We start from the raw sequence: 21986 nt of genomic DNA, 5'->3' as shown, positions 1-21986 counted from the left end.
AGTACACCTTTCTGGGATGAGATCAGGATCTTTTTAGGGGGTACGAGGTAGTTGTCGTCTCGTTTATCCTAAAAATTCCTCTGTCAAGCACAGTACCATCTTTGAGGTATGAATACCTTATTACAACACTTCCGTTAAGCTCTGATGGAAGCTTGAAGTACTCCACGCCGTCCACATCGTACCTTTTCTCAAAAACGAGGGTGCCATTATCTAGGAAGCCCTCCAGGATTAAATCTGTCCCCGTGGCATTGATGAATTTTAATGTTATGTCGCTGTCATTTTTGATGACATGGACATTTGGATGGTTGAATTTAAAGATCTTAATATATCCACCATCGGAATAGATGAGGGTATAATGTGGGTACTCATTGGTAAACATGAGTTTTGCCAATGTTGTCTGGAATGAGTTATCGTTCATTAGAACGGCATATCCGTAATTCAGGTTTATATAAACGTATGCATTCGCTTTGGTTGTTCCAGTGATGTTGACTTCGTTCACATCACTCCCCACTTCAATAAAGGCCCTCTCGGGAGAAAATACGGTTCCGGCAACGTTTACAAATATCTCCTAGCCTCCATTAATAGGACGTGCAGCTATTGAATATGAATCCACAGAGAATATGAATACATCCCCCTGTTTTGCTACCAGGGGATGGGTATCATGGGGTAGTCCTTAACAGGAACTTCGGCGGTATTTAAGACAGATGGGAATTTTAGGATGGTGTCATATGACACAATGACGTAATCCACACCCAGACTCATAAGCTCCTCCTTGGTGATCATACCCAAGTAGTACTTAGCCACGAACTCGTTTGGAACTCCTTGGGTGACTGGGGCTCTCCATGAGTAGTAGGTAACCCAATATCCTTGATCCCACCAGGTGAGAACAATATCGTTTCCATTGGAATGACTTCGTTGAAGAGGTGTACCCGAATCTGTTTCTCAAATACCAGAACACCAAATACCTTGTGGGGAAATGAGAAGAGAATGACAACACTGTAATCGACGTTGCGAAATTGACTTCCCAGGATACCAACGGATTTAGCCCGGGGGATAAAATCACGATTCTCGAAACGGGATAGCCTTATTGAACCTTTAGTTTTCGGCGTTGTTTTTAGGATAATAGGTACGTAGCCGGAGTGATTTAGATTTTAGCAGTTATTTATTCCATGTTTCTAGTTTGAGCTTTGTTATGCTGGTAATTAAATGTTGAGGAGTTTAAAAGCTCACTGCTCGGCGTTTATTTTCATGTTTACCTCCACTTTGTCGGTCTGGCACTCGTTACCCGCTTCTGGTGAGAACTTTACCTTCATAACGACCTTTAGCACCTCGCCCTCTTCCAGGGAGCCTTTGAAGAGCTCTATCTCCTTCCCGTCAAGTTCCCTCAGTGTTCTGCCCGCCACCTCCGTCAGGTCGGTGGTTGTGCCTCCGTGCTGTACCGAGAGGCCCGTTATCACGAGGTAGCCGCTCAGTTCGCCTCTCTCTGTGGTGTTGTCGACTTCCTTCTCGGCGGGGGAGAGGGCACCGTCCTCCAGGTCGTTAACGTAAATGGTCATAGTAATCCTCGAAACCTCGAGGTCCCCGCGGTTTTTCACGTAAAAGGTTACGGTTTTCTCGTCGCCCGGCTTTAAATTCGAGAAGTCGAAGAGCTTGAGGTCATTATAGAATCTTTCCCCGCCCTTGCTTATGCCTATGTCGAACTCCCCAGAGGATATCTCGTTGTTCTCAGAGAGGGCTATGTCCGTGAATAGGGAGCTGGAGAGCCCCGCGAGCGCAGCCAGCAGCAGAAGGACCGCACTCAGCACAACTTCTCTACGTCTCATTTCCACCACCAGCGATAGTATTCAACTAGTGATTACGTGAGATGGACTTATAAAGTTTTCTCTCAAAATAGTAAGAAGTGAGACTCAGGGGATTACCTTCACGTTGAGCTTGAGGCTCTGCACCGTGCCGTTTATCGCCTCAAGGATGAGGTTTCTAGCATCGGTTTCGGCGTAGTTCCCGTCCGGCGGTGCCGGCGGAAGCTCTGGCGGTTCGTCCTTGAAGAGGAGGAACCAGACCTGCCACTGGCCCGGCCTGTCTATGCTGAAGGTGTAGTTGGTCTCGAACTGGGGCGTCCAGTTGCCCTCGATGTTGACGGGAACGTCTGGCAGGGTGACATTGAACCAGCCCGGCATGGGGTACATCTCGTATATTATCGTCGTGTTGGTCGTGCTGTCCCACGTCAGGTTGACGAGCCATATCTGGACATAGTATGTTACGTTCCTGTGCTCGTGGTTCACTATGCCTATTATAACCCTACCTTCCTGGCCTACCCTCAGTTCGGTTGGGTAATCGGCGGCCTTGCCCTCTGGCCCGAGAATGTAGAACTCTGTGAAGGCCTCGCCGGGCTTCGGGTGGGTTATGACGTAGCCCAGCGTTCCAATGGATGTTATGATGGCGATTATCAGGATCACCGTGAGGGCCTTGTCGAGCTTGCTCGACTCCTCCCATTCAAGTTCTTTCTTCACGTCCTCGAGCGTTATCCATGGAATCCACGGCTCGAAGGCCTTTGCTCTGCGGTAGATGGCGATGATTGAAAAAGCAATGTTGAAAATCGTCAGGCTGACGAGTATTGGGATGAGCCTTATACCCCAGGGGGTGTAGTTGAGGCCGAGGCCTATGAGTGGAACAATGGCTATGCTGAGGCCAAAGCTGAGGGCGAGCCTTTCGAGGTTGTCGAGCTCCTTCCTGTTGGGAAAGAGGGCAGTTATGAAGACGTAGCCCGGGAAGAAGAGTACAAAGGCTAATCCAAGGGCTTTTCTAAGAAGGCTGTCCGGTGCGTAGAAAATCAGAAGGTCGAGGATCAACGACAGGGCGATGATTGTGAGCAGGTCCCAGTAGTTCTTGAGCTTCATTCACTTCCCCCCTTTGGGCGTCTTCGCCCGGTTTAAAACCCTTTTCCTCCGGAACATAGAATAGATTGGGAGTACCTGTGCAGCCGTCCTTGAGCACGTCGGGCTGGACATTCACTCCCCCTCAAACAGCTTCACCTCGAGGAACTCAACATCCTTCCGCTCGGCGAAGAGGATGAAGAGCAGTCCCAGGCCGATGATGACGAAGGCCTGAGCCACGGGGTCGGTGAGGCTGTCCCTTGTTAGGTACATCACCGCCGCTGAAAGTCCCAGCCAGCCGGCGAGGTATGCAGTCGCTTTCCCGAAGTGCCTGTAGGATGAGTAGAGAACTACTGCTATGAGGACTATCAGGAATGTGTAGTCCGTCACGGCCGAGACTATTAGAACCGCTGAGAGGATAAGCTCTTCCCCTTCGACCCTGATTCCTCTGAGAACGTCGTCGAGCGCGAGGATCGTGGAGAGGGCCACAAACACGGCAAGCTTGAGTCCTTCCCATGTGTAGATGGAAGTACTGGGAAGTGATACCGCTATGGAGAGGACATAGAGGTAGAAAGCGGCCAGTGAGGCATTCCTGCTCTTTAACCTCAGCAGATAAGCCAGCATGATCAGGAGGAAGACGTAGTTTTTGAGCACTATTCCAGTTAGGATGTTCGCTATCAGCCCTATCACAGCCTACCCACCACCCTTGGAAGCACGTCTCGGGGGCCGACTTCAATGACCTTTATCCAGCCCCTGACTTTCCTCATGACCTCCTTCCTCTCGCGGTAGCCACGGTAGAGGGTCTCCAGCTCTCTCTCGGTCAGCCCCTCTTTGCTGACGAAGAATACCGGGTTTAGATACAGGAGGACGGCCTTTGAGCCTTTTCTCTCGAGCATCCTCGCTGCTTTGATTATCTCCCTCGGGTGGAGGCCGAGGTCATCGACCATTATCACGTACGCCCCGCTCTTGACTTCCATTGCCGCTTTGAGGGGACCTGAGGCGCTGGAGCCGCGCTTCATCTTCAGTACCAGTCTTCCTATCGTCGATGGGGACGACAGGCCGGATGGCTTCAGCGGGGGTAAACCTTTCTCGCCCCTGAGTCGAGCTCGGAGACGAGTGTCAGCGGGTCACTTGCGTGCTCTATTACCCTGACAATGCCCGCCTCGTCATAGGCTACAACCTTCACGCTGTGGCCGAATCTCCTGAAGTAGGCGGAAAGCTGTGCTATGATAAGGACGAGGTAGTCTATCTTGCCAGACTTTAGCTCCCTGCGGAACTTGCGGTCGACGTTGACGAGCAGGTAAACATCAGCGAGGCTTTCCCTCCTGAAGACTCTGACTATAAGCGTGTTGAGCCTTGAGGTGGCCTTCCAGTCGATTTTGGTTATATCATCCCCTGGAAGGAACTCCCTGAGCTCCTCGAAGTCAAGGGTCTCTGCCCCGATTCCAAGGGCCCTCTCGACCTCGGCCAAGGCCTCGACTTGGCGCCTCTCCCTCATGGCCTCTTTTATGCTTCTGGGTGATGGGAAGATAGTCATCTCTCCGTGTTCTATCACAGGGAAGTCCTTCTTAAAGAGCCCGCGCTCATCCTCGAAAGTCGCCTCTGCTTTGATCACTATCCTGCCCTTAGCCTGGGGAACTATCGTCTGCTCGAGATATTTCTTATCGCCGGGATTCAGGAAGGTCCTGAGTTCTCTAGCGAAGACGCTCTTCGATGTTTCCCTTATCCTCAGTACGCCCGTAACCCCGGAGAGATTCTCGACTTTGATCCTGGCCTTTACAGGCTCCCTCTCGGTTCCTCTCTCCGGAACGGTTCTCTCGATCCTTACACTGGGCTCAAAGCTTAACCTTGCCAGGGCGTAGTGGGCCATTATCCCGACCGCCATCAGCGCCGCCGCTGGGTTGCCCATCAGGTAGGCGGCGGCCGAAAGGACTGCCGCGAGGGAGAGCAAGACTTCTGCCCTTTTCATTCCATTGGCACCTCTACCCTTTCGAGGACTTCCCTTACAATGGTCTTTCCGTCGATGCCGTCCACCTCGTACTCAGGCTTGACGATGATCCTGTGGGAGATGACTGGAATAGCCAGCCATTTAACGTCATCCGGGATGACGTAGCTCCTCCCTTCTAGGTAGGCCTTAACCTTGGCGGTGTAGAGGAGATGCTCGCCAGCCCTCGGCGAGGCTCCAAGGATCACCCTCTCGTCGAGCCTCGTCTCCTTGACGATGGCGTATATATAGTCGATTGCTGCCTCACTCACGTGGACTCTCATGGCCTCTCTTCTGGCCCTGGCCAGCTCGCTCCCGAGGACGACCTGGTTTGCTTCCGAGAACTGCCCTAGGCTCTTCATCCTGAGCATTGCCTTCTCGCTCTCCTCGGGGAGGTAAGTGAGGTCTATCTTCATCATAAACCTGTCAATCTGCGCGGTAGGGAGCTCGTAGACGCCCTCCATTTCCACAGGGTTCATTGTCGCGAGGACTATGAACGGCTCCGGGAGCTTGAGGGGGAGGCCCTCTATGGTGACCTGTCGCTCCTCCATCGCCTCGAGGAGAGCTGACTGTGTCTTTGGAGAGGCACGGTTTATCTCATCGACGAGAACGACGTTGGCAAAGATGGGGCCCTTTCTTATCTTGAACTCCCCGGTTCGCATGTCGTAAAAGGTGTGGCCGATTATGTCTGCCGGGAGTATGTCTGGCGTCATCTGTATCCTCGAGAACTTCAGTCCAATGGTCTGTGCGAAGTTCTTGCTCAGGGTCGTTTTCGCTATTCCCGGGACTCCTTCCAGGAGCACGTGCCCGTTGGATATAATGGCTATTGTCATCAGCTCGATCACATCGTCCATTCCGACTATTGCCTTTCCAATCTCGGCCTTAATCTTCTTGAGTATCATATCAACCACCCATCCTTTCGAGCATCTCAATTATCTCTTTTTCATCCCAGCCCCGCTCCCTTGCCAGAGCCAGGGCGAGCTCTTCGGGGCTTTCCTTCCTTCTGAAGAAGCGCGAGACAGGCTTCCAGAGCAGCCTTCCCACCGCTCTGAAGATGCCCAGCTCCTTGAGGAGTATTAGAATACCGATGACGAGTATCAGCCTGATTACAATGTCCTTGGGCAGCAGCCTCTTTATCGTGACTGTTCCAGCGGTATACAGGTTGAAGTCCGGGTGATGGGCCTCGTCTATGTAGAAGGTATCTCCTCCGAGGTACTCGATGAGGTTCCTTAGGAAAGGCTCGTTCTCGCCGTAGAGCTGGTTTATCAGTATATCCGGGTCTGCCAGGATTACGACCCTTCCATTCCCGTATTCGACTTCAGTCATGAGCGGGTACTGCCTCCTCTGGAATTTTATCATAGCCACCTTGCTTGCGTAGACCTCACTGCCTCCCGTCACGAAAACTGCTGAGGGCTCATTTGTGACTATTCTCGTGACGTTTCTTGCCAGAAGGGGGTTCTCTATCCTAACGGAGACTATGATCCTATCATCCTTCTCGTAGAAGAAGTCGCGGAGAGGATAGTTGGATATGCTCACTGACAAGTTGAGGGCCCTTAGTATCTCGTTGCCCGTGCCGAAGTCGTCGGCTATGAAGAGGGTATTTCCACGCTCCAGGAAGGTCTTAATCTGCTCTATCTCGGCATCAGTGAAGGCCATGTTGGGGCCGACTATGACTAGAACACCGCTATTCTCGCTGATGCTGGCCATGTCGAAGGATTCGAAGATGGGAGCGACCCGTTTCCCCTCTCCGTAGGCAAGCTTGACGAAGTTTGAAATCCCGTCCCAGTTTGTGTTGAACATACTGTACTGGGTGGAGCTCTTGAACAGGGGTACCGTCAGCGGCATGGTGATGAGGGTGAAGATTAGTAGGATAAGAACGAGGTACTTTATGGTTTTATTCACTTCTCTCACCCCGAAGCAGCCTCTCGATGCTCGCCCTGAACTCGGTTAGCTCCTTTCCACCCAGGGGGATTTCCCCGTAAACGGCTTTCTCGTGGAGCTTTGTTACGGCCTCAAGGTCTGGATACAGCTCCCAGTCGCGGAGAATCCTCAGGACTTCCCTCGGAGTCAGGCTCTCGCTTATTCCGAACATCTTCCTCAACCTTTCTCTGAGGAGCTTATAAGCCTCACCAATGTCTTCGGGGATTTCAAGGAACTCTCCGGACGTTTCATTCCCCCCTACCGCGTACTTGAAGACCGTCTTCTGGGATGCTTGAGGTGTTGTTTGGTCTTTCTTTCTCCTGGTTAGGATGCCAGCCGCGAGGAGCATCGCCAGGACAACGATTGCGATGTACCTCGGCAGTGTGTTCTCCGGCGGGACGACGGTGAGGAGGACCACATTGGAGGTGGCTCCCTCGTACACCTCGCTACCGGCGAAGGCCACGTAGACCTTCAGCCGACCGGGACTCTGCGGCTCCAGGGCGAAGGAGAAGGTTCCATTCTCGGCCGTAATGTTGAACTGAGGGGTGTCGTTGACATAGACGATGAGGGGGAAGGTCATGTTCGGCTTCACCCTTCCTGTGAACGCGGCTTTTTCCCCGAGGGTTATTCTCTCTGGCCCGTTGAGGGTTATCGCAACCGGGAAGCGCCTGAACTCAACCGTGACTATCTTTGAGGTTCCGGTGTGGGTTCCGTCGCCGGCGAATTCCAGCGGCACCTGGAACGTTACGGCCTCTGAGGAGTGATAGCTCTTTGCGAAGCCTCCATCGGATCCGGTGACGAGCGTTTCGTCTCCAACCGTTATCTCCCTTTCCCCCAGGGGGTTGCCGTAGTAGTCAACGAGCTTTCCGGAGACGGTGAGGCTCTGGTTCAGAAAGGCGCTGTAGACGTTTTCGACCAGAAAGACGGAGGGTATCTTCCTCACCGTCACGTTGATGGTGTTCGACCTGAGCCCTCCTTGGGTGGCGTACACCGCGTAAGTCCCGAGCTCCCTGAACTGGTACATGGTGGCAAAGAGCCCGTTCTGGGGGGTGACTATGAGGAAGGATGTGAAGTTCCCTTTTGTGATGATCACGGTGACGGTCTCGTTGCCCGGACAGGAGCCGAAGATCGTGACTGACTGGTAGAGCATCGGCTCTGAATCCGAGATCCCTATCTCGAACTTCCCGCTGGAGGGAGTCCTGGAGACAATTTTATCTATCTCGCCGAGGTACTTTCTGACCTTCTCCGTGTTGAACTTCAGGATTTTGGTCCCGTTCATCAGTCCCAGAGAGTCTATCTCATCCAGGAGGGACTCCATGTTGAGGACTGTGCCCCGGATCCCGGCTGTAACCGCGGGTGTCGGATTTTTGCGGAACTCAAGCATGAGCTCGTTCAGAACCACCAGCTCCCGGGAGAACTCGTAGAACGGCGGGATGACTTTCATCACCGTGGAGTTAACCCCTTTCTCTCTGTAGTACAGCGCCTCCAGGTGGATGAGCTCCAGCTCGTTTAGGGTGGTGTTGGCGAGCGTTAGGCCGTAGCTCTCGTTAACCAGGGCATACTCCAGGGAGTCTTCAAAGCGGAGGATAATCTTGGAGAAGTACTCATAGAGAAAAACATCCCTTTGGGTCGGCTCTTCAACGGCCTTCCCGGAGGCGAGTGGAACGGAGCCGACGATTAGAATTAGGGTTATTATTAAAAGCAACTCTCTCCTCATCGCCATCACATCCATAAGGCATAAAAACCTTTTAAGTTTATTCATTCCGGTGTTAGAATGGGGAGGATTTTAGGAAGTATCCTTTTAGCGGCTGGAATCGTCCTATGGTACCACGGGGGCGTATCTGGAAGAACATCTCTGGTCAACCTGGGGATAGGAGCGATAATTCTCGGTCTGGTAATAGCGGCCATGCCTTCCCGGGGCCACGTTGACAGGGAAGCCCTTTTCCTAACGTGCGAGCCTTCCTGTGAGTTCGTTGAAAAGCTAAGAAATGACCTCGAGCTCAGGGGGAAGCCCCTAATCATACCGCCCTACGAGAACCTCCCCAAAGGCGGCATCTTTTTCCCCAAGTCCAGGACTGTCTCACTTAGCCTTGGAAAGTTCGACGAGGGAACCGTCTTTGTTACGGGCACCGAGGAGGAGAGCGGCGTTCTGATAAGTCCTCCTGCTGGATGGGCGCTTGTGAACTACATCGAGGAGAACGTCGGCGGATTCTCCGGAACGGGCCTCGGATACGCCTCCTCGGCTGTCTCCTCCGGCTTAAGCGCCCTGGGCCTCGGTTCAGCGGAGGCCTTTGAGAGTGAGGACGGGACGATAGAGGTCTTCGTGAAGCCCCTCTGCGACGGCCCTGTCTACGCTGACCCCGTTGCCTCGGCCGTTCTCCTCGGAATCGCCGCCGGGATGGAAGAACTCATGAGGATAGAATCCGTTGAGAACGTGAAGGACTACATCAAGGTAACCCTTAAGCGGCTCGGTGGGATCGAGAGATGGCTATGAGGGAAAACGTCGTCCTGTTCCTTGCGCTGTGGATAATCACGGCCGCACTCGTGAGCCCGTCGGTGGAGATATTCTTGACCATAGCCCTTATTGGGATATTGATAACCCTTGAGATAGGTGAGTTTTATCTGCCGAGGGACGTCAAAAGCTCTCTGAAGCTCTCTGCCTATCTGCTCCTTCTCACCTTTGCCTTCATAGTGGCGAGAAAAGTGTATGAAGTGATAAAATGAGTTAGATGGTTGAGAGAAGCTCCCTAACCGTTCTCCTCACGGCCTCGTAGCTGTTCAGCCTCGGCTCCCAGCCGGTTTTCTTCGCTTTCTCTATGCTCAGGCGCATGAACTTGACGTCGCCCTTCCAGCCGCGGCCGCCGTCGACTCCACCTATGAACCTGAAGGCTGGATTCAGCCCCATCTCCTCGCTGACCATCTCGGCGATTTCCCTGACGGTTATCCAGTCGTTGTTTCCGAGGTTGTAAGCGTCGTAGGTTTTGCCTTCCTTCCTGAAGTGCTCGAAGATGTGGAGCATCCCATCAACGGTGTCGCTCATGTGGAGGTAGCTCTTCCTCTGGGTTCCGTCGCCCAGGATTTCCATCTCATCGGGGTTCTTCCTGAGCTTGTTGATGAAGTCGTAGATGACGCCGTGGTTGGAGCGCTCGCCTATTATGTTGGCCAGCCTGAAGACGAGAGCTCTGAAGTCGAAGGTGTGGGCGTAGCCGCTTATCAGGGCTTCAGCCGCGAGCTTCGCTCCCCCGTAGACGCTTATCGGCTCGAGTGGAGCATAGTCCTCGGGAGTGGGGATAACCTCAGCGTCGCCGTAGACCGTCGATGACGAGGTGAAAACCAAGTATTTGACCCCGGTTTTTCTCATCGCTTCAAGAAGGTTGTAGGTTATAACGACGTTGGTCTCGTAGAGCAGCTCAGGACTCTGGGAGCCGATTCTAACCTCCGGATTAGCGGCGAGATGGAAAACGACCTCTACGTCTTCAACGGCCTTCTCCACGATTTCCATTTTCCTCATATCCCCTTTGATGAACTCGAACCTCTCGTGGTTCAGCCAGCGCCCAATGTTGTCCAAGCTCCCGGCACTTAAATCGTCAAGAACCCTGACCTCTTGCCAGAGCTCCATAAGCCTGTCCACGAGGTGAGAGCCTATGAACCCTGCACCGCCCGTGACTAGAACCTTCATTCATACCACCACCAATGATGAAGCAAAATTATTTAAATATGTTTAGGATAACTATGCGGTTGAAGTACGTTCAAACGGTGAGTGCCATGAAGGTTCTAATAATGGCCGGCGGCTACGCGACGAGGCTCTGGCCCATAACCAAAGATAATCCTAAAGCTTTACTCCCTGTTGGGAACAAGGTGATACTCGACTACATCCTGGAGAAAGTCGAGGGACTTGGCTTCGAAGCCTACATATCGACCAACAGGTTCTTTGAGATGCACTTCCGCCCCTACGCCGAGAGGAAGGGTCTGAACCTCATCGTAGAGGACACCCTCCACGAGGAGGAGAAGCTCGGAACGATAGGAGCCATGAAAAAGGCTGTGGAGGAGCTCGGTTCAGATGACTACCTCGTCATAGCCGGCGACAACCTGTTCTCCTTCAGTTTGGCCGACTTCCTCGGGGCCTACGACGGGAGAACCCTCATAGCGGTCTACGACGTCGGCGACCTGGAGCTGGCCAAGCGCTACGGTGTGGTCGTTCTTGAAGGCGACAGGGTCATCTCCTTCCAGGAGAAGCCGGCCGAGCCGAAGTCGACCCTTGTCAGCACGGGCGTTTACGTCTTCCCGAGAAGGGTGATGGAGAAAATCGACGAGTACCTCTCCGACGGAAACAGGGATTCACCGGGCTACTTCATCCAGTGGCTCCTGGAGAACGGTGAGGACATCAGGGCCTACCGCTTCTCCGAGTACTGGTACGACATAGGAAGTGCGGACAGCTACCTGGAGGCCCTCAAGACTCTCCTCAGGGAGAGCTACGTTGAGGAGATTCAAATAAGCCCCTACGCCAAGATAATCCCGCCGGTGGTCATAAAGAAGGGCGCCAAAATACTCGGCAGGTCGATAATAGGGCCCTACGCCTACATAGGCGAGGAGTGCGTCATAGAGAACTCCGACATCAGCGACTCGATAATATTCAGGAAGACCATTATCAGGAACTCGACGATATGGCGCTCCATCATCGATGAGAAGTGCGAGATAAGGAACCTCGAGCTCAGGAAGAGCCTCGTTGGAGGGCATGCAAAGATACAGAGGGGTGAGTAAGATCTCTACATATTTTTTGCATCTTTGAACGGCCATTCCCCACTAGAGCATCTGCAACTTTTTATACCTGTCAAGGTATAATACCTATGGGGTATAAAAAATGAAGTTTTATGACCGTGAGCGGGAGATTGAACTCCTCAGAAGGGGCAAGAGATTGCCATAATCGGACGGTGCAGAGTGGGAAAGACTAGATTGGTCGAGGAGACTCTCAACCCTATAACGCTCTTCATCCCGGCCGAAAAGAACGAGGCCTTAATATGCCGAGGTTGGAGCGAAGAAATTCGCGAGAGGAGATACATTCCAACGCTCAACTCTATGAAGGAAATCGTTGAGTTCTTAATGAGGGAAGGGGAGACGATATTCATTGATGAACTCCAGAATGCCCTCAAGGTAAATCCCTCCTTTCTTTATGATCTCCAAAGGCTCCTCGACAAGTACCGCGATGCAAAGCTCGTCGTTACGGGTTCACTCATTAGTATGAGCAAGAAGCTTGTTGAAGACTATCAAGACCCGCTTTATGGTAGGTTTGATTACATTATAAAACTCCGGGAGCTGGGTTTTTGGACAGTGACGGAAATAATGCGCGATTTGGGTTACAGCATCGAGGACGCCGTTGTGATGTGGGCAGTCTTTGGCGGCTTGCCCAAGTACTACGAGACGCTTGAGAGATTCAGTATGCCGGTTGAGGACTTCATCCGTATGATGTTCTTTGAGGAGCTTTATCCAATGTTTCCTGAAGTCCTCATGATGCTCAAGGAGGAGCTAGGTAAGGAGTACAGGACTTACTTCAGCATCCTCCAAGCGATAAGCGAGGGCAAGAACATGCTAGGGGAGATTTCCTCTTATCTGTCCGTCAATAGCACGAGCCTCACCAAGTATCTCGTAGCCCTTGAGAGGGAGTATGAACTAGTCACAAAGCGGAAAGATGTCTTTGAGCGGGGGAGAAACAGGTATTACATAACCCAAAACCTGGTTGACTTCTGGTTCAGGTTTCTGTGGCGGAATTATTCCAAGCTCGAGAGGAGCGAGCTGAGCTTTGATAAAAACGATTTCAACGCTTACGTTGGCCGTAAGTTTGAGAGTCTGGTGGAGCTGCTTGTTCCAAAACTTGTGCCTTTTGGGGTCATCAGAACGGGCAAGCTCTGGGGGAAGTTCAAAGGCAAGGAGAAGGGTAAGGATTCCTTTGAGATTGATGTGGTCGCCCTCGGAAGGGAAGACATTGCGTTTTTTGAGGTGAAGTGGGAGGAGCTGAGCTTTGGCGAGGCCAAAAAGGAGCTCAAATTGCTGTCCAAAAAAGCCGAAGCTGTGGGGGATAAGCGGAGGATTCATTTAGTGCTCGTTGCGAAGAGGATTGGGAGTAAAGAAAGGATAGGGGGTATGGTGTATGATTTGGAAGATTTAAATGAGATGCTGGCAATGGCCACACCGTTTAGAAACGGAGCGGTAGAATAGTGAGGAGCGTCATACAGACGAGTCTGGAGTGAAGTTTCACTCTTGACAGACCTTTCCCTGCGTAATAGTGGCCCATAACCCTCTCGGATCACGGAATCACTGTTCGGGTTAGATCTGCCTGGGGTGAAGCTTTCGCTTCAGTCTCCCCCGCAGGCGCTCCACATATACCCTTAGGTGCTTTAACTATATAAATCTTTACTTTTATTTAAATCAAAATTTTTTGGCAACTTTCCGAGATAATTTCAATCAGGTTGGGAATTTGGTTTGAGATGGAGTGTTTAGTAGTTAGCTAAAATGGAAATCGAATCGTACATTGAAAAGACGGAGAAATGGAATTTCCTGCTTTTTCAAACCCAACCCTTAAATTCTTCGAGAACCAAAAGTTAATGATGGGGTGTGGGTAATGGGTAAGAAATTAATTAAGGTGCTGACGGTTCTCGTGGTTGTTCTGCTTGTCTTCCACATCGGCATGGTCTACGGTGCACTCAAGCCAGGAGCATAGCGCTGGAGGAGATAGAGGGTGTCATAACCCTTGTGGATGGCATGAAGAGCGAGAGGATAACAATCCAGTATCCGTTCGACCAGGAGATACAGGTCCCTCTCCAGATGAACCTCAGTGTTCCCGTTTCCATGGTGGCGAGGGTTCCGGTAAATGAGGAGATTGCCGTGAAGGTTCCTCTCGATACCTACGTTGACGTTCCCGTAAACAGGACTGTGAAAGTGCACATCGCCCAGAACATAACACTACCGTCGAAGTTAACGGCAAGCAGGAGACGGTGATAATTCCGCTTGATACCTACGTCGATGTCCCGATAGTCACGACGGTTAGGGTTAGGTTCAAGGACGTTGTAGACACCACAGTGCCGCTCAACATGACCCTTGAGGTGCCGATAAACCAGACGGTTGTTATGCCAATAGACGAGACGCTGATCGTTCCGATTAAGATGAACCTCGCCATCGAGACGACGCCGGAGGAGATGGGCCTCGGAGATCTGATTGATAGGGTTGTTAAGATGCTCGGGGGGATGAAGGCGGCGATTGGGTGAACCGGCCTGAGCATAACGTTACATTTGGAATCCTATTCATCCACCCTCTGAGGATGTTGGCCGTTACGACGGCCACGATAAGTTTTTATTTTCTGGGATAGTATTGACGGCGGTGGGTTGGATATGAAGGCTTTAATCCTTTCGGGCGGCCACGGAACCAGGCTGAGGCCTTTAACTTACTCCCAGCAGAAACAGCTCACCCCAGTCGCAAACAAGCCCGTCCTGTTCTACGCTATCGAGGATGTCATCGAGGCCGGCATTCACGAGATTGGTATTATCGTAGGCCCAAACAAAGAACAGGTTATCGAAGCAGTTAAGAGCGTTGATTGGGATGCAAGCATTGAGTTCATCTACCAGGGCGAGCCGAAAGGTTTGGCCCATGCGATAAAAGTTGCAGGGGATTACCTCGGTGACGATGATTTTGTGATGTACCTCGGCGACAACATACTCAGGGAGGGCATTGTGAGGCACCTGGAGCACTTTAAACGGGGAAATTTCGATGCGAGCATTTTGCTTTGTGAAGTCCCAAATCCCCAGCAGTTTGGAGTTGCCGAGCTGAGCGAGGACGGAAAGACAATCAAACGTTTAATTGAGAAACCCAAGGTACCGCCGAGCAACCTTGCTCTGGTGGGGGTTTACTTCTTCAAACCGGTGATTCATGAGGCGGTCGAGAACATAAAGCCCTCTTGGAGGAACGAGCTCGAGATAACCGACGCTATTCAGTGGCTCATCGACCACGGCTACCGCGTTGGCTGGACGAAGGTCACCGGCTGGTGGAAGGACACCGGAAAGCCCGAGGACATTCTGGACGCCAACAGATTGATCCTGGACGATATCGAGAGGGACATACGGGTTGAGACGAAGGCCAGAATCCATGGAAGGGTGGTTATTGAAGAGGGCACCCAGATCGATGAGAACACCGTCATAAAGGGCCCTGTGATAATTGGAAAGAACTGTATCATCAGGAACGCCTACATCGGCCCCTACACGAGTATCGGCGATAACTGCATCATCGAGAACACGGAGATTGAGGACTCGGTAATCCTTGAGGGAAGCGAAATCAGGTGCGGCGGGAGGATCGTTGAAAGCCTGATAGGGAAGAACGTGAAGATACTGGAGGGGAATAACCATCCCATTGGAAGGAAGCTGGTCGTGGGTGACAATTCCCAGTTGATGCTGTGAGGTGGAATGATGAGGCTCTTGGTGACCGGTGGAATGGGATTCATAGGCAGCAACTTCATCCGCTACATCATAGAAAAGCATCCCGACTGGGAAGTGATAAATCTCGACAAGCTCGGCTACGGCTCGAATCCGGCGAATTTGAAAGACATCGAGGACGACCCGCGCTACACGTTCGTTAAGGGAGACATAGCGGACTTTGAACTTGTTAAGGAGCTAATCAAGAAAGTTGATGCAGTGGTTAACTTCGCTGCTGAGAGCCACGTGGACAGGAGCATTTCAAGCCCAGAGCACTTTCTGAAGAGCAATGTCATCGGTGTGTACACGATACTCGAGGCCATAAGGAAGTTCAACCCCGAAGTTAGACTAGTTCACGTGGGCACCGATGAAGTCTACGGCGATATAAAGGAAGGCTCGTTCACCGAAAAAGACGCGCTTATGCCATCATCTCCGTACTCCGCTACTAAAGCTGCCAGTGATGTTCTCGTGCTTGGCTGGACGCGGACTTACAGTCTGAACGCCTCCATAACACGCTGCACAAACAACTACGGTCCCTATCAGTTCCCGGAAAAGCTCATCCCCAAGACGATAATCAGGGCAAGCATGGGGCTCAAGATACCGATATACGGCACTGGCCAGAACATCAGGGACTGGCTCTACGTCGAAGACCACGTGAGGGCAATCGAGGCCGTTCTGCTCAAAGGGAAGCCCAGGGAAATCTACAACATTTCAGCCGGCGAGGAAAAGACTAACCTGGAGGTCGTTAAGACGATCCTTGAGCTCATGGGCAAGGACGAGTCGCTTATAGAGTTTGTTGAGGACAGGCCCGGTCACGACTTGAGGTATTCGCTCGACTCCTGGAAGATAACGCGCGACCTTAAATGGCGCCCAAAATACAGCTTTGAGGAGGGAATCAAAAAGACGGTCGAGTGGTATCTGAACAGTGAATGGTGGTGGAGGCCTTTGGTTAATGAAAAAGTCCTTCATCCAACGCCCTGGAAGCTGGGGTGGTGAGGAGGTTTAAATACGTGCATACACATAATCCGGAACTCTACCGCCGGATGAAAAGGCATCCGGAAATTAAATGAAGCGAAGTTGTGAGAAAAGCCATAGCCGAGCACCTCAGTGAGCTTGAGAACTCCCGAACCGGGATGTCCATGCCCGAGTTTAGGGAACTTTTGGGGGAAGATGGAGTCGATTTCTGACGGGACTTACGGAGAATACCGTAGAAAACTTTATGCCCTCGCCCAAAGAGTACGCTCTGACCCTTAAGCTTTCCGAGAAACTCGTGAAAGCCGGGACTATAGTTGTTGCCGTTGCAATGTTGCCCCCGAGCTCAGACTCGAACTGGTTGAATGATATGGTTATTAATCACTTGGCAGTAAGCAAAAGGTAATTAAGTTCCGCGAGAATGTTTAGGATGGTGAACGTGATGAGGAACGCTTACAAGTTCTTTCAGCAGCTCCCAGATGACCTCAAGGATGAGGTGCTGGACCACATCGAGTTCCTCCTGGAGAGGAACGCGCGCAGGAGACGCTCCCTTGGATGGCACGGGGGGCTGAAGGAGCTCAGGAAGAAGTACGATTCTGATTTTGATGCAACCGATGTCGGTAAGGTTACGCCATTTCAGGCGATGAGGTGATGTTATGCCGTTCGAATTTAAAAGTCTGGAAATTCCCGATGTTATTTTAATCAAGCCCAAGGTCTTCGAGGACGAGAGGGGCTTCTTCATGGAAACTTACAAGAAATCGGATTTTGAGAAGGCCGGAATCAAAGGGGAATTCATTCAGGACAACCATTCAAAATCAAAGTACGGTGTTCTTAGGGGTTTGCACTTTCAGAGAAATCCTTACGCCCAGGCAAAGATAGTGAGGTGCATTAGAGGGATTATCTACGATGTTGCCGTTGATTTGAGGAAGAACTCACCGACCTTTGGAAAATATGTGGGGGTTATTCTTTCAGAGTACAACAAGTGGCAGCTCTACATCCCGAGGGGCTTCGCCCACGGCTTTCTCGTACTGAGCGACGTTGCGGAAGTGGTTTACAAGGTGAACAACGTCTACGCCCCTGACTATGAGGGTGGAATAATATGGAACGACCCGGATATAGGCATAGACTGGCCGGTTGATGACCCCATAGTCTCGGAGAAGGACAGAAAGTGGCCAACCTTAAAGGAGGTCATTGATAGGGGATGGGTGTTCTGAGACACTACTATCGCAAAACATTTTATAACGCCATGATAAAAACGGTGGTTGGATATGGGAAAAATCGCCATTGAGCTTAACATCCTGCAGTGGCATCAATGGACATTTATGGTCTACCCAATGATGCCATAATCCTGGCATGTGGGGGAGATGGAATTATTTTGATTGATAGCAAGGAAAAGCTGGGTGAAATAATTGGTTCCGGTGGTTCAAAATGAAGGTCGCTGTAATCGGTGCCCACGGCCAGCTTGGAACCGACCTGGTGAAGGTCTTTGGGGAAGACCCGTCTTTTGAGGTCATCCCGCTGACCCACAAAGACTTAGACGTTACCGTTCCAGAGACCTTGAAGGTGCTGAAAGATCTGAAGCCCGACGTCATCATCAATACCGCCGCCTATGTTAGGGTTGATGATGCCGAGCTCTACCCTGATAAAGCCTTCGCCGTCAATGCAATTGGGGCTTTAAACGTTGCAGAGATTGCTAATGAAATTGATGCCGTTAATGTTTACATCAGCACTGACTACGTCTTCGATGGAACTAAGGGAGAACCCTACACTGAAGAAGATGTTCCGAACCCGATAAACGTCTATGGCGTAAGCAAGTATGCTGGAGAGATCTTCACGAGGAACTATTCTCGGAAGTACTACATCATTCGGGTCGCGAGCCTTTATGGGAAGGTCGGTGCGAGTGGAAAGGGTGGAAATTTCGTCAACTGGGTCATCGAGAAGGCAAGGCACGGAGAGGAGCTGAAAATTGTGAACGACCAGTTCATGAGCCCCACCTACACGATTGACGTTGCCAGAACTCTGAAAAAGTTCCTGGAGATTGGGCCGGAGTGGGGCATATACCACATGGTGAACGAGGGTTACTGCTCGTGGTACGAGTTCACAAAGGCCGTCTTTGAAATCCTGGGCTGGGACGTTGAAGTGAAGCCTATAAAGTCGAGCGAGCTGAACAGACTGGCGAGGCGGCCGAAGTTCTCTGCGCTGGGGAATGGGATGTTGGAGAGAATTGGGATGAAGATGAAACATTGGAGAGAGGCATTGAGAGAGTATTTGGGAGAGAAGGGGTATCTCTAGATGTCTTTGGATAAAGGAGCTCCGCCCCTTGAACCCCGTTTTATCCTCTTTATCTCGGCGCTTACGCGCCGCACGTATTATATGATGCAAAAATGAAGCAAGAATGATGCAAAAGATGCAAAAAAAAGGCGAATCCTATGAGCGAGGGAGGTTATGCTTTACATTTTTCTTTGAAAGCCTCGCCCTTCAGGCAAGGAGGAGGTCAGGTTGCTAAAACCAAAATGTTTAAATATTCGAGTCATGTTTATTATAATCATGATTCGAAAATTTGTAAATAGGAAGAGAGAGCTCGAAGTCCTAGAGAGGGTGTGGAGGGTAGGCTTTCGACTTTTTGTGGTCTATGGGAGGCGAAGAGTAGGAAAGACCGCCCTTTTGAGGAAATTCCTGGAGAATAAAAGGGGCGTATATTTCCTCTGTTCCCAGAGAGGGTATGAGAAAGACCTTGAGAGATTTTCTCACGAGATAAGCTCTTTTATTGGTGCTCCGGTAAGATTCGAAAGCTTTAGGGACGCATTTGAGTTTCTAAGGAGCCAAGGAAGGCTTTTGGTAGTTTTTGATGAGTTCCCTTACTTAATAGAGGCAGATAGAGGTGTTACATCCGAGTTTCAGGAGGTAGTGGACATAGTGCTTGAGGGTTCGGATATCACCATTGTCCTCTGCGGTTCGAGCGTTGGAATGATGGAGCGTGAGGTTCTCAGCTACAAGAGCCCCCTCTATGGGCGGGCAAGTGGGGTTCTGAAGGTCAAACCATTCCGCTTCTTCGATATGGTCGAATGGTTTGGAAAGGACTTTGAGGGGCTTTTAAGACTCTATGGGGTCACGTGGGGGATTCCTAAATACATGGAATTCTTCAAAACGGGGAGCGATGATGAGATTATCAACAACTTCTTTGACCCGAGTGCATTTCTTTTCAACGAGGCGAGGCTTCTCCTCATGGAGGAACTGAGGAATCCAACCAGATACATGCAGATCATCGAGGCCATAGCCATGGGAAAAACCCGGCTTAACGAGATCGCTCAGTACGTTGGGATGGAGGCCAAAGACCTATCTGCATATCTTAGGGTGCTCTCGAATCTTGGAATTGTGAGTCGTGAGGTTCCAATAACAGAGAGGAAAGCCAAGAGGGGGATTTATGTTATAGAAGATGAATACTTCCGTTTTTACCACCGCTTCGTCAGTCCGCATTATGAGGAGATAGACTCCCTCAACCCTGAGCCAGCAATTCAGGATTTCCTGAGGAACTTTAACACTTACCTTGGAAAGACCTTCGAAAAAGCAGCCAAAGAGTTTCTAATAGAACTTAACAAGCATGGGGAGCTGCCGTTTAAGTTTACGAAGATCGGAAAGTGGTGGCATAAAAATGAGGAAATTGATCTCGTTGCACTGGACAAAAGGGAAAATACGGCTCTGCTGGTGGAGGTAAAGTGGAAGGAGTTGAGCGAGAAAGAGGCGAGGGGAGTTTTAAAAGGTTTAGAGCGTAAAAGTGGGCTTGTCGGGTTAGAAAACTGGCAGAAGTATTACGGGTTGATAGCGAAGGGCATTGAAAGCAAGGAAACCCTCAGGGGTGAGGGCTGGCTCCTGTGGGATCTGGGGGACTTCGAGAATTTGAATTTCAAATAAGAAAACTCTGAATATGTCCATTTCGAAGGCTAAAGACTCATCGTGAGTCAAATATGAGTCAAAAGGTGAACCCCGTGGCGAGGCGAGCCAGGCTTTGCAGAAAATACTCCCCGAACTGGTTCGGGAGGTATCGGAGCGGCGAAGAGACTGACCTACTGTGCCACAGGGAAGCTGTTCGCAGTGGTCAGGGACGACATAGGGGTCTACAGGTTTTCGGATCCGGTTTACAGGTACGCTGCGGAGAGACTGCCTCTATATCTAAAGGCGAGATGAGCGGGTAGTGGTGATGAACAAAAGGTGAATCCCGTGAGCGAGACGAGTCGAAATCGGTCATGTTTTGTTATCATCAATATCAACAAAAGACTTTTAAACATTTGTTGATATTGTAGATTGGTGGAGAGAGTGAAACCTCCAACTTCGAGGGAGAAAGTTTACAGCCTGCTTTTTGATCACGCCCCAATTTCAGTTCCTGAAATCTCCAGAGTCACCGGGATGAACTACAAGTATGTTTTCCAGGTTGTCAGGACTCTAAGGAAGGAGAATTATCTAACAACGACGCCAAGCGGGAAGCTGATGATTATCGATAGAAAAGGGCTGATATTCAAGTGGGCAAAGGATAAGGGGATAATACTGAATTCTTTGAGTCCAGTAACCATGAAGCTTATCCCGGATTACGACCTGAGGGATCTGGTTCTCTTCTCCGGAAACTCAGCCCTCTGGTTGCTCGGCAAGGTAATCAGCCCTGCAGGTGGAATTCTCTACGCAAGTGAAAAAACCTTCAAAGAGCTCATGAAGTTCAGGGATCCTGAAGGCTACCCCTTCAAGGTCTACATCTACGATGACTTCTACTTCAAGATTAGGAGGGAGCTCAACGGTTACTACATTCCAAGCTGGGGAATGATTCTGGCGGACATGCTCGCTCAGGGGACGTATACGAGGCTCTTTGACGATGTTTTTGAGACCATCGTTTCCACAATTGAAGGTGGGAAGAATGAAGGGGTCTAAACTTTCTGATGATATATCCCTTGAGGTTTATGATTTGAGGAGCCACAACAACGAGGTTATCAGGGAGTCAATAGATGCAATGTTCAAAATTACTGAAGAACTAAAGGGGAAGGTCATCCTTATTGGTGGCTGGAGTGTGTATTACTGGGTGGATAACGTTTTGGGCTACAACGGAGTTCCGTCAATTGACATTGATTTCCTCTCAAGGGCTGAAAGCTTTGAGAAAATAAGAGAAGTTATGAAAAACCTTGGATTTCAAAGTGCGGGCTTCAGGTTTGCAAAACCTGTCAAAAGCAGCTTAATCATTAGGGAAGATGTGAAGGTGGATTTTCTCTTTGACAAAAAGCCCTCTCATCTCAGCTTTGACACTCCGTTCGCTTCATCAATTTTCAGAAATCGGTATTATTCGGAGGTTCACTTTGAATTTCGTGATTTTAATGGAAATACAATCGCTGAAGGGGACGTTGACGTGGCTTTTCCTGAGGCAGTTCTGGCCCTAAAGTTCGACATTTACACCAATGCCGGAGATTATCCAGACGACAAGAGGGATAAGCACTGGAAGGACGTGATTGACGTTTATTCTCTCTTAATGGGCTTCTACAAGAAAAGAGATGCGTGGCGCGGAGGGGACTTCTATCTCAGGAAGGATGTTTTAAGGGAGCTCTACAGGGCTAAGAGCTATCGTCCGACTTCAGTTTATGAGATTTTAAAGGGAAGTCAGTACCGGGAGGACATTAGGGTAATGCTGGCTGACTACGTCGGCTTCAAAGTCTTTGAGGAGAGGCTATTTGAGAGGAAATTAAAAGAACTTGAGGATGCCCTCAAAAACGCTGACGGGTCACAGTGAAGGGTGAACCCCCATGA

At 50.6% G+C, this 21986-nt stretch carries 25 protein-coding genes; 15 read left to right on the top strand and 10 right to left on the bottom strand.

The genetic code is table 11. From position 1 onward, the window contains the following. Nucleotides 1–22 precede the first annotated feature (22 nt). The 9 genes from A7C91_RS02950 to A7C91_RS02915 form a co-directional block, all read right to left on the bottom strand. Nucleotides 23–499: a hypothetical protein gene (locus A7C91_RS02950; protein WP_068664769.1), complete on the bottom strand. Its 477-nt coding sequence runs from the start codon at nt 497–499 to the stop codon at nt 23–25. A 727-nt stretch (nt 500–1226) separates the two neighbouring features. Then, nucleotides 1227–1823 carry a TasA family protein gene (locus A7C91_RS02945; protein WP_068664767.1) on the bottom strand — a complete coding sequence of 199 codons (597 nt, stop codon included), beginning with the start codon at nt 1821–1823 and terminating at the stop codon, nt 1227–1229. A gap of 84 nt (nt 1824–1907) precedes the next feature. Beyond that, on the bottom strand, nt 1908–2897 hold the full coding sequence (locus A7C91_RS02940) for a DUF1616 domain-containing protein (RefSeq protein ID WP_068664765.1): 990 nt from the start codon (nt 2895–2897) through the stop codon (nt 1908–1910). 111 nt (nt 2898–3008) lie between these two features. Next, nucleotides 3009–3563 (bottom strand): hypothetical protein, encoded by a 555-nt coding sequence (locus tag A7C91_RS02935; protein ID WP_068664763.1) that lies wholly within the window; start codon nt 3561–3563, stop codon nt 3009–3011. Further along, complete coding sequence (locus A7C91_RS11565) at nt 3560–3892, bottom strand: hypothetical protein (protein WP_234394448.1); 333 nt, start codon at nt 3890–3892, stop codon at nt 3560–3562. The genes A7C91_RS02935 and A7C91_RS11565 overlap by 4 nt, the downstream gene beginning before the upstream one ends. A 50-nt stretch (nt 3893–3942) precedes the next feature. Then, on the bottom strand, nt 3943–4842 hold the full coding sequence (locus A7C91_RS02930; RefSeq protein WP_234394447.1) for a DUF58 domain-containing protein: 900 nt from the start codon (nt 4840–4842) through the stop codon (nt 3943–3945). After that, nucleotides 4839–5759: an AAA family ATPase gene (locus A7C91_RS02925; RefSeq protein WP_068664761.1), complete on the bottom strand. Its 921-nt coding sequence runs from the start codon at nt 5757–5759 to the stop codon at nt 4839–4841. Before A7C91_RS02925 ends, A7C91_RS02930 begins: the two co-directional genes overlap by 4 nt. 1 nt (nt 5760) lies before the next feature. Continuing rightward, nucleotides 5761–6759, bottom strand: coding sequence for a DUF4350 domain-containing protein (locus A7C91_RS02920; RefSeq protein ID WP_068664759.1), 999 nt, complete (start codon nt 6757–6759; stop codon nt 5761–5763). Continuing rightward, nucleotides 6752–8500 carry an Ig-like domain-containing protein gene (locus A7C91_RS02915; protein WP_234394446.1) on the bottom strand — a complete coding sequence of 583 codons (1749 nt, stop codon included), beginning with the start codon at nt 8498–8500 and terminating at the stop codon, nt 6752–6754. The genes A7C91_RS02920 and A7C91_RS02915 overlap by 8 nt, the downstream gene beginning before the upstream one ends. Nucleotides 8501–8551: 51 nt before the next feature. On the opposite strand from A7C91_RS02915, the gene A7C91_RS02910 reads away from it, so the two are divergent. Together A7C91_RS02910 and A7C91_RS02905 are read left to right on the top strand one after the other, a co-directional pair. Then, nucleotides 8552–9271: a DUF7982 domain-containing protein gene (locus A7C91_RS02910; RefSeq protein WP_068664755.1), complete on the top strand. Its 720-nt coding sequence runs from the start codon at nt 8552–8554 to the stop codon at nt 9269–9271. Beyond that, nucleotides 9262–9501 carry a DUF8044 family membrane protein gene (locus A7C91_RS02905; RefSeq protein ID WP_068664753.1) on the top strand — a complete coding sequence of 80 codons (240 nt, stop codon included), beginning with the start codon at nt 9262–9264 and terminating at the stop codon, nt 9499–9501. The genes A7C91_RS02910 and A7C91_RS02905 overlap by 10 nt, the downstream gene beginning before the upstream one ends. 1 nt (nt 9502) lies before the next feature. On the opposite strand, the gene A7C91_RS02900 is transcribed toward A7C91_RS02905, so the two are convergent. Next, entirely contained in the window at nt 9503–10456 is a 954-nt protein-coding gene (locus A7C91_RS02900) for an NAD-dependent epimerase/dehydratase family protein (RefSeq protein WP_068664751.1), read from the bottom strand. Nucleotides 10457–10542: 86 nt separating this feature from the next. Between A7C91_RS02900 and A7C91_RS02895 the strand changes: the two genes are divergently transcribed. The 13 genes from A7C91_RS02895 (at nt 10543) to A7C91_RS02840 (ending at nt 21969) form a co-directional block, all read left to right on the top strand. Continuing rightward, on the top strand, nt 10543–11538 hold the full coding sequence (locus A7C91_RS02895; protein ID WP_068664749.1) for a sugar phosphate nucleotidyltransferase: 996 nt from the start codon (nt 10543–10545) through the stop codon (nt 11536–11538). Nucleotides 11539–11715: 177 nt separating this feature from the next. Continuing rightward, the gene (locus tag A7C91_RS02890; protein ID WP_199920094.1) at nt 11716–12990 is read left to right on the top strand and encodes an ATP-binding protein; all 1275 of its coding nucleotides are present in this window, start codon (nt 11716–11718) and stop codon (nt 12988–12990) included. 534 nt (nt 12991–13524) lie between these two features. Continuing rightward, nucleotides 13525–13770, top strand: coding sequence for a hypothetical protein (locus tag A7C91_RS02885; RefSeq protein WP_199920093.1), 246 nt, complete (start codon nt 13525–13527; stop codon nt 13768–13770). Further along, nucleotides 13767–14036: a hypothetical protein gene (locus tag A7C91_RS02880; protein WP_068664745.1), complete on the top strand. Its 270-nt coding sequence runs from the start codon at nt 13767–13769 to the stop codon at nt 14034–14036. Before A7C91_RS02885 ends, A7C91_RS02880 begins: the two co-directional genes overlap by 4 nt. Nucleotides 14037–14159: 123 nt before the next feature. Continuing rightward, nucleotides 14160–15218: a glucose-1-phosphate thymidylyltransferase gene (locus A7C91_RS02875; RefSeq protein ID WP_068664743.1), complete on the top strand. Its 1059-nt coding sequence runs from the start codon at nt 14160–14162 to the stop codon at nt 15216–15218. Between the two features lie 9 nt (nt 15219–15227). After that, nucleotides 15228–16229 carry a dTDP-glucose 4,6-dehydratase gene (gene rfbB / locus A7C91_RS02870; protein WP_068664741.1) on the top strand — a complete coding sequence of 334 codons (1002 nt, stop codon included), beginning with the start codon at nt 15228–15230 and terminating at the stop codon, nt 16227–16229. A gap of 418 nt (nt 16230–16647) precedes the next feature. Further along, the gene (locus A7C91_RS02865; RefSeq protein ID WP_068664739.1) at nt 16648–16857 is read left to right on the top strand and encodes a DUF2281 domain-containing protein; all 210 of its coding nucleotides are present in this window, start codon (nt 16648–16650) and stop codon (nt 16855–16857) included. 4 nt (nt 16858–16861) lie between these two features. Further along, nucleotides 16862–17419 (top strand): dTDP-4-dehydrorhamnose 3,5-epimerase, encoded by a 558-nt coding sequence (rfbC, locus tag A7C91_RS02860; RefSeq protein ID WP_068664737.1) that lies wholly within the window; start codon nt 16862–16864, stop codon nt 17417–17419. A gap of 89 nt (nt 17420–17508) precedes the next feature. Next, the gene (locus tag A7C91_RS12125) at nt 17509–17637 is read left to right on the top strand and encodes a hypothetical protein (RefSeq protein ID WP_267886251.1); all 129 of its coding nucleotides are present in this window, start codon (nt 17509–17511) and stop codon (nt 17635–17637) included. Beyond that, nucleotides 17634–18497, top strand: a complete 864-nt coding sequence (gene rfbD / locus A7C91_RS02855) for a dTDP-4-dehydrorhamnose reductase (RefSeq protein WP_068664735.1) — start codon at nt 17634–17636, stop codon at nt 18495–18497. Before A7C91_RS12125 ends, rfbD begins: the two co-directional genes overlap by 4 nt. Before the next feature lie 240 nt (nt 18498–18737). After that, nucleotides 18738–20117 carry an ATP-binding protein gene (locus A7C91_RS02850; RefSeq protein WP_234394445.1) on the top strand — a complete coding sequence of 460 codons (1380 nt, stop codon included), beginning with the start codon at nt 18738–18740 and terminating at the stop codon, nt 20115–20117. A gap of 393 nt (nt 20118–20510) precedes the next feature. Next, complete coding sequence (locus A7C91_RS02845) at nt 20511–21122, top strand: helix-turn-helix domain-containing protein (RefSeq protein WP_234394444.1); 612 nt, start codon at nt 20511–20513, stop codon at nt 21120–21122. Beyond that, nucleotides 21109–21969 carry a V-type ATPase subunit gene (locus A7C91_RS02840; RefSeq protein WP_068664730.1) on the top strand — a complete coding sequence of 287 codons (861 nt, stop codon included), beginning with the start codon at nt 21109–21111 and terminating at the stop codon, nt 21967–21969. Before A7C91_RS02845 ends, A7C91_RS02840 begins: the two co-directional genes overlap by 14 nt. Nucleotides 21970–21986: the final 17 nt, after the last annotated feature.

The organism is Thermococcus piezophilus (assembly GCF_001647085.1).
Classification (GTDB): domain Archaea; phylum Methanobacteriota_B; class Thermococci; order Thermococcales; family Thermococcaceae; genus Thermococcus; species Thermococcus piezophilus.
The sequence above is the reverse complement of the archived record's forward strand: the minus strand, read 5'-3'. Positions and strand labels throughout refer to the sequence as shown.

Coding starts and splice junctions, on each gene's coding strand:
- rfbD (WP_068664735.1), top strand. CDS start 17,634: ATGAAGGTCGCTGTAATCGGTGCCCACGGCCAGCTTGGAACCGACCTG.
- A7C91_RS02925 (WP_068664761.1), bottom strand. CDS start 5,759: ATGATACTCAAGAAGATTAAGGCCGAGATTGGAAAGGCAATAGTCGGA.
- A7C91_RS02940 (WP_068664765.1), bottom strand. CDS start 2,897: ATGAAGCTCAAGAACTACTGGGACCTGCTCACAATCATCGCCCTGTCG.
- A7C91_RS02900 (WP_068664751.1), bottom strand. CDS start 10,456: ATGAAGGTTCTAGTCACGGGCGGTGCAGGGTTCATAGGCTCTCACCTC.
- A7C91_RS02875 (WP_068664743.1), top strand. CDS start 14,160: ATGAAGGCTTTAATCCTTTCGGGCGGCCACGGAACCAGGCTGAGGCCT.
- A7C91_RS02840 (WP_068664730.1), top strand. CDS start 21,109: ATGAAGGGGTCTAAACTTTCTGATGATATATCCCTTGAGGTTTATGAT.
- A7C91_RS02850 (WP_234394445.1), top strand. CDS start 18,738: ATGTTTATTATAATCATGATTCGAAAATTTGTAAATAGGAAGAGAGAG.
- A7C91_RS02905 (WP_068664753.1), top strand. CDS start 9,262: ATGGCTATGAGGGAAAACGTCGTCCTGTTCCTTGCGCTGTGGATAATC.
- A7C91_RS02865 (WP_068664739.1), top strand. CDS start 16,648: ATGAGGAACGCTTACAAGTTCTTTCAGCAGCTCCCAGATGACCTCAAG.
- rfbC (WP_068664737.1), top strand. CDS start 16,862: ATGCCGTTCGAATTTAAAAGTCTGGAAATTCCCGATGTTATTTTAATC.
- A7C91_RS02915 (WP_234394446.1), bottom strand. CDS start 8,500: ATGGCGATGAGGAGAGAGTTGCTTTTAATAATAACCCTAATTCTAATC.
- rfbB (WP_068664741.1), top strand. CDS start 15,228: ATGAGGCTCTTGGTGACCGGTGGAATGGGATTCATAGGCAGCAACTTC.
- A7C91_RS02895 (WP_068664749.1), top strand. CDS start 10,543: ATGAAGGTTCTAATAATGGCCGGCGGCTACGCGACGAGGCTCTGGCCC.
- A7C91_RS11565 (WP_234394448.1), bottom strand. CDS start 3,892: ATGAAGCGCGGCTCCAGCGCCTCAGGTCCCCTCAAAGCGGCAATGGAA.
- A7C91_RS02930 (WP_234394447.1), bottom strand. CDS start 4,842: ATGAAAAGGGCAGAAGTCTTGCTCTCCCTCGCGGCAGTCCTTTCGGCC.
- A7C91_RS02910 (WP_068664755.1), top strand. CDS start 8,552: ATGGGGAGGATTTTAGGAAGTATCCTTTTAGCGGCTGGAATCGTCCTA.
- A7C91_RS02945 (WP_068664767.1), bottom strand. CDS start 1,823: ATGAGACGTAGAGAAGTTGTGCTGAGTGCGGTCCTTCTGCTGCTGGCT.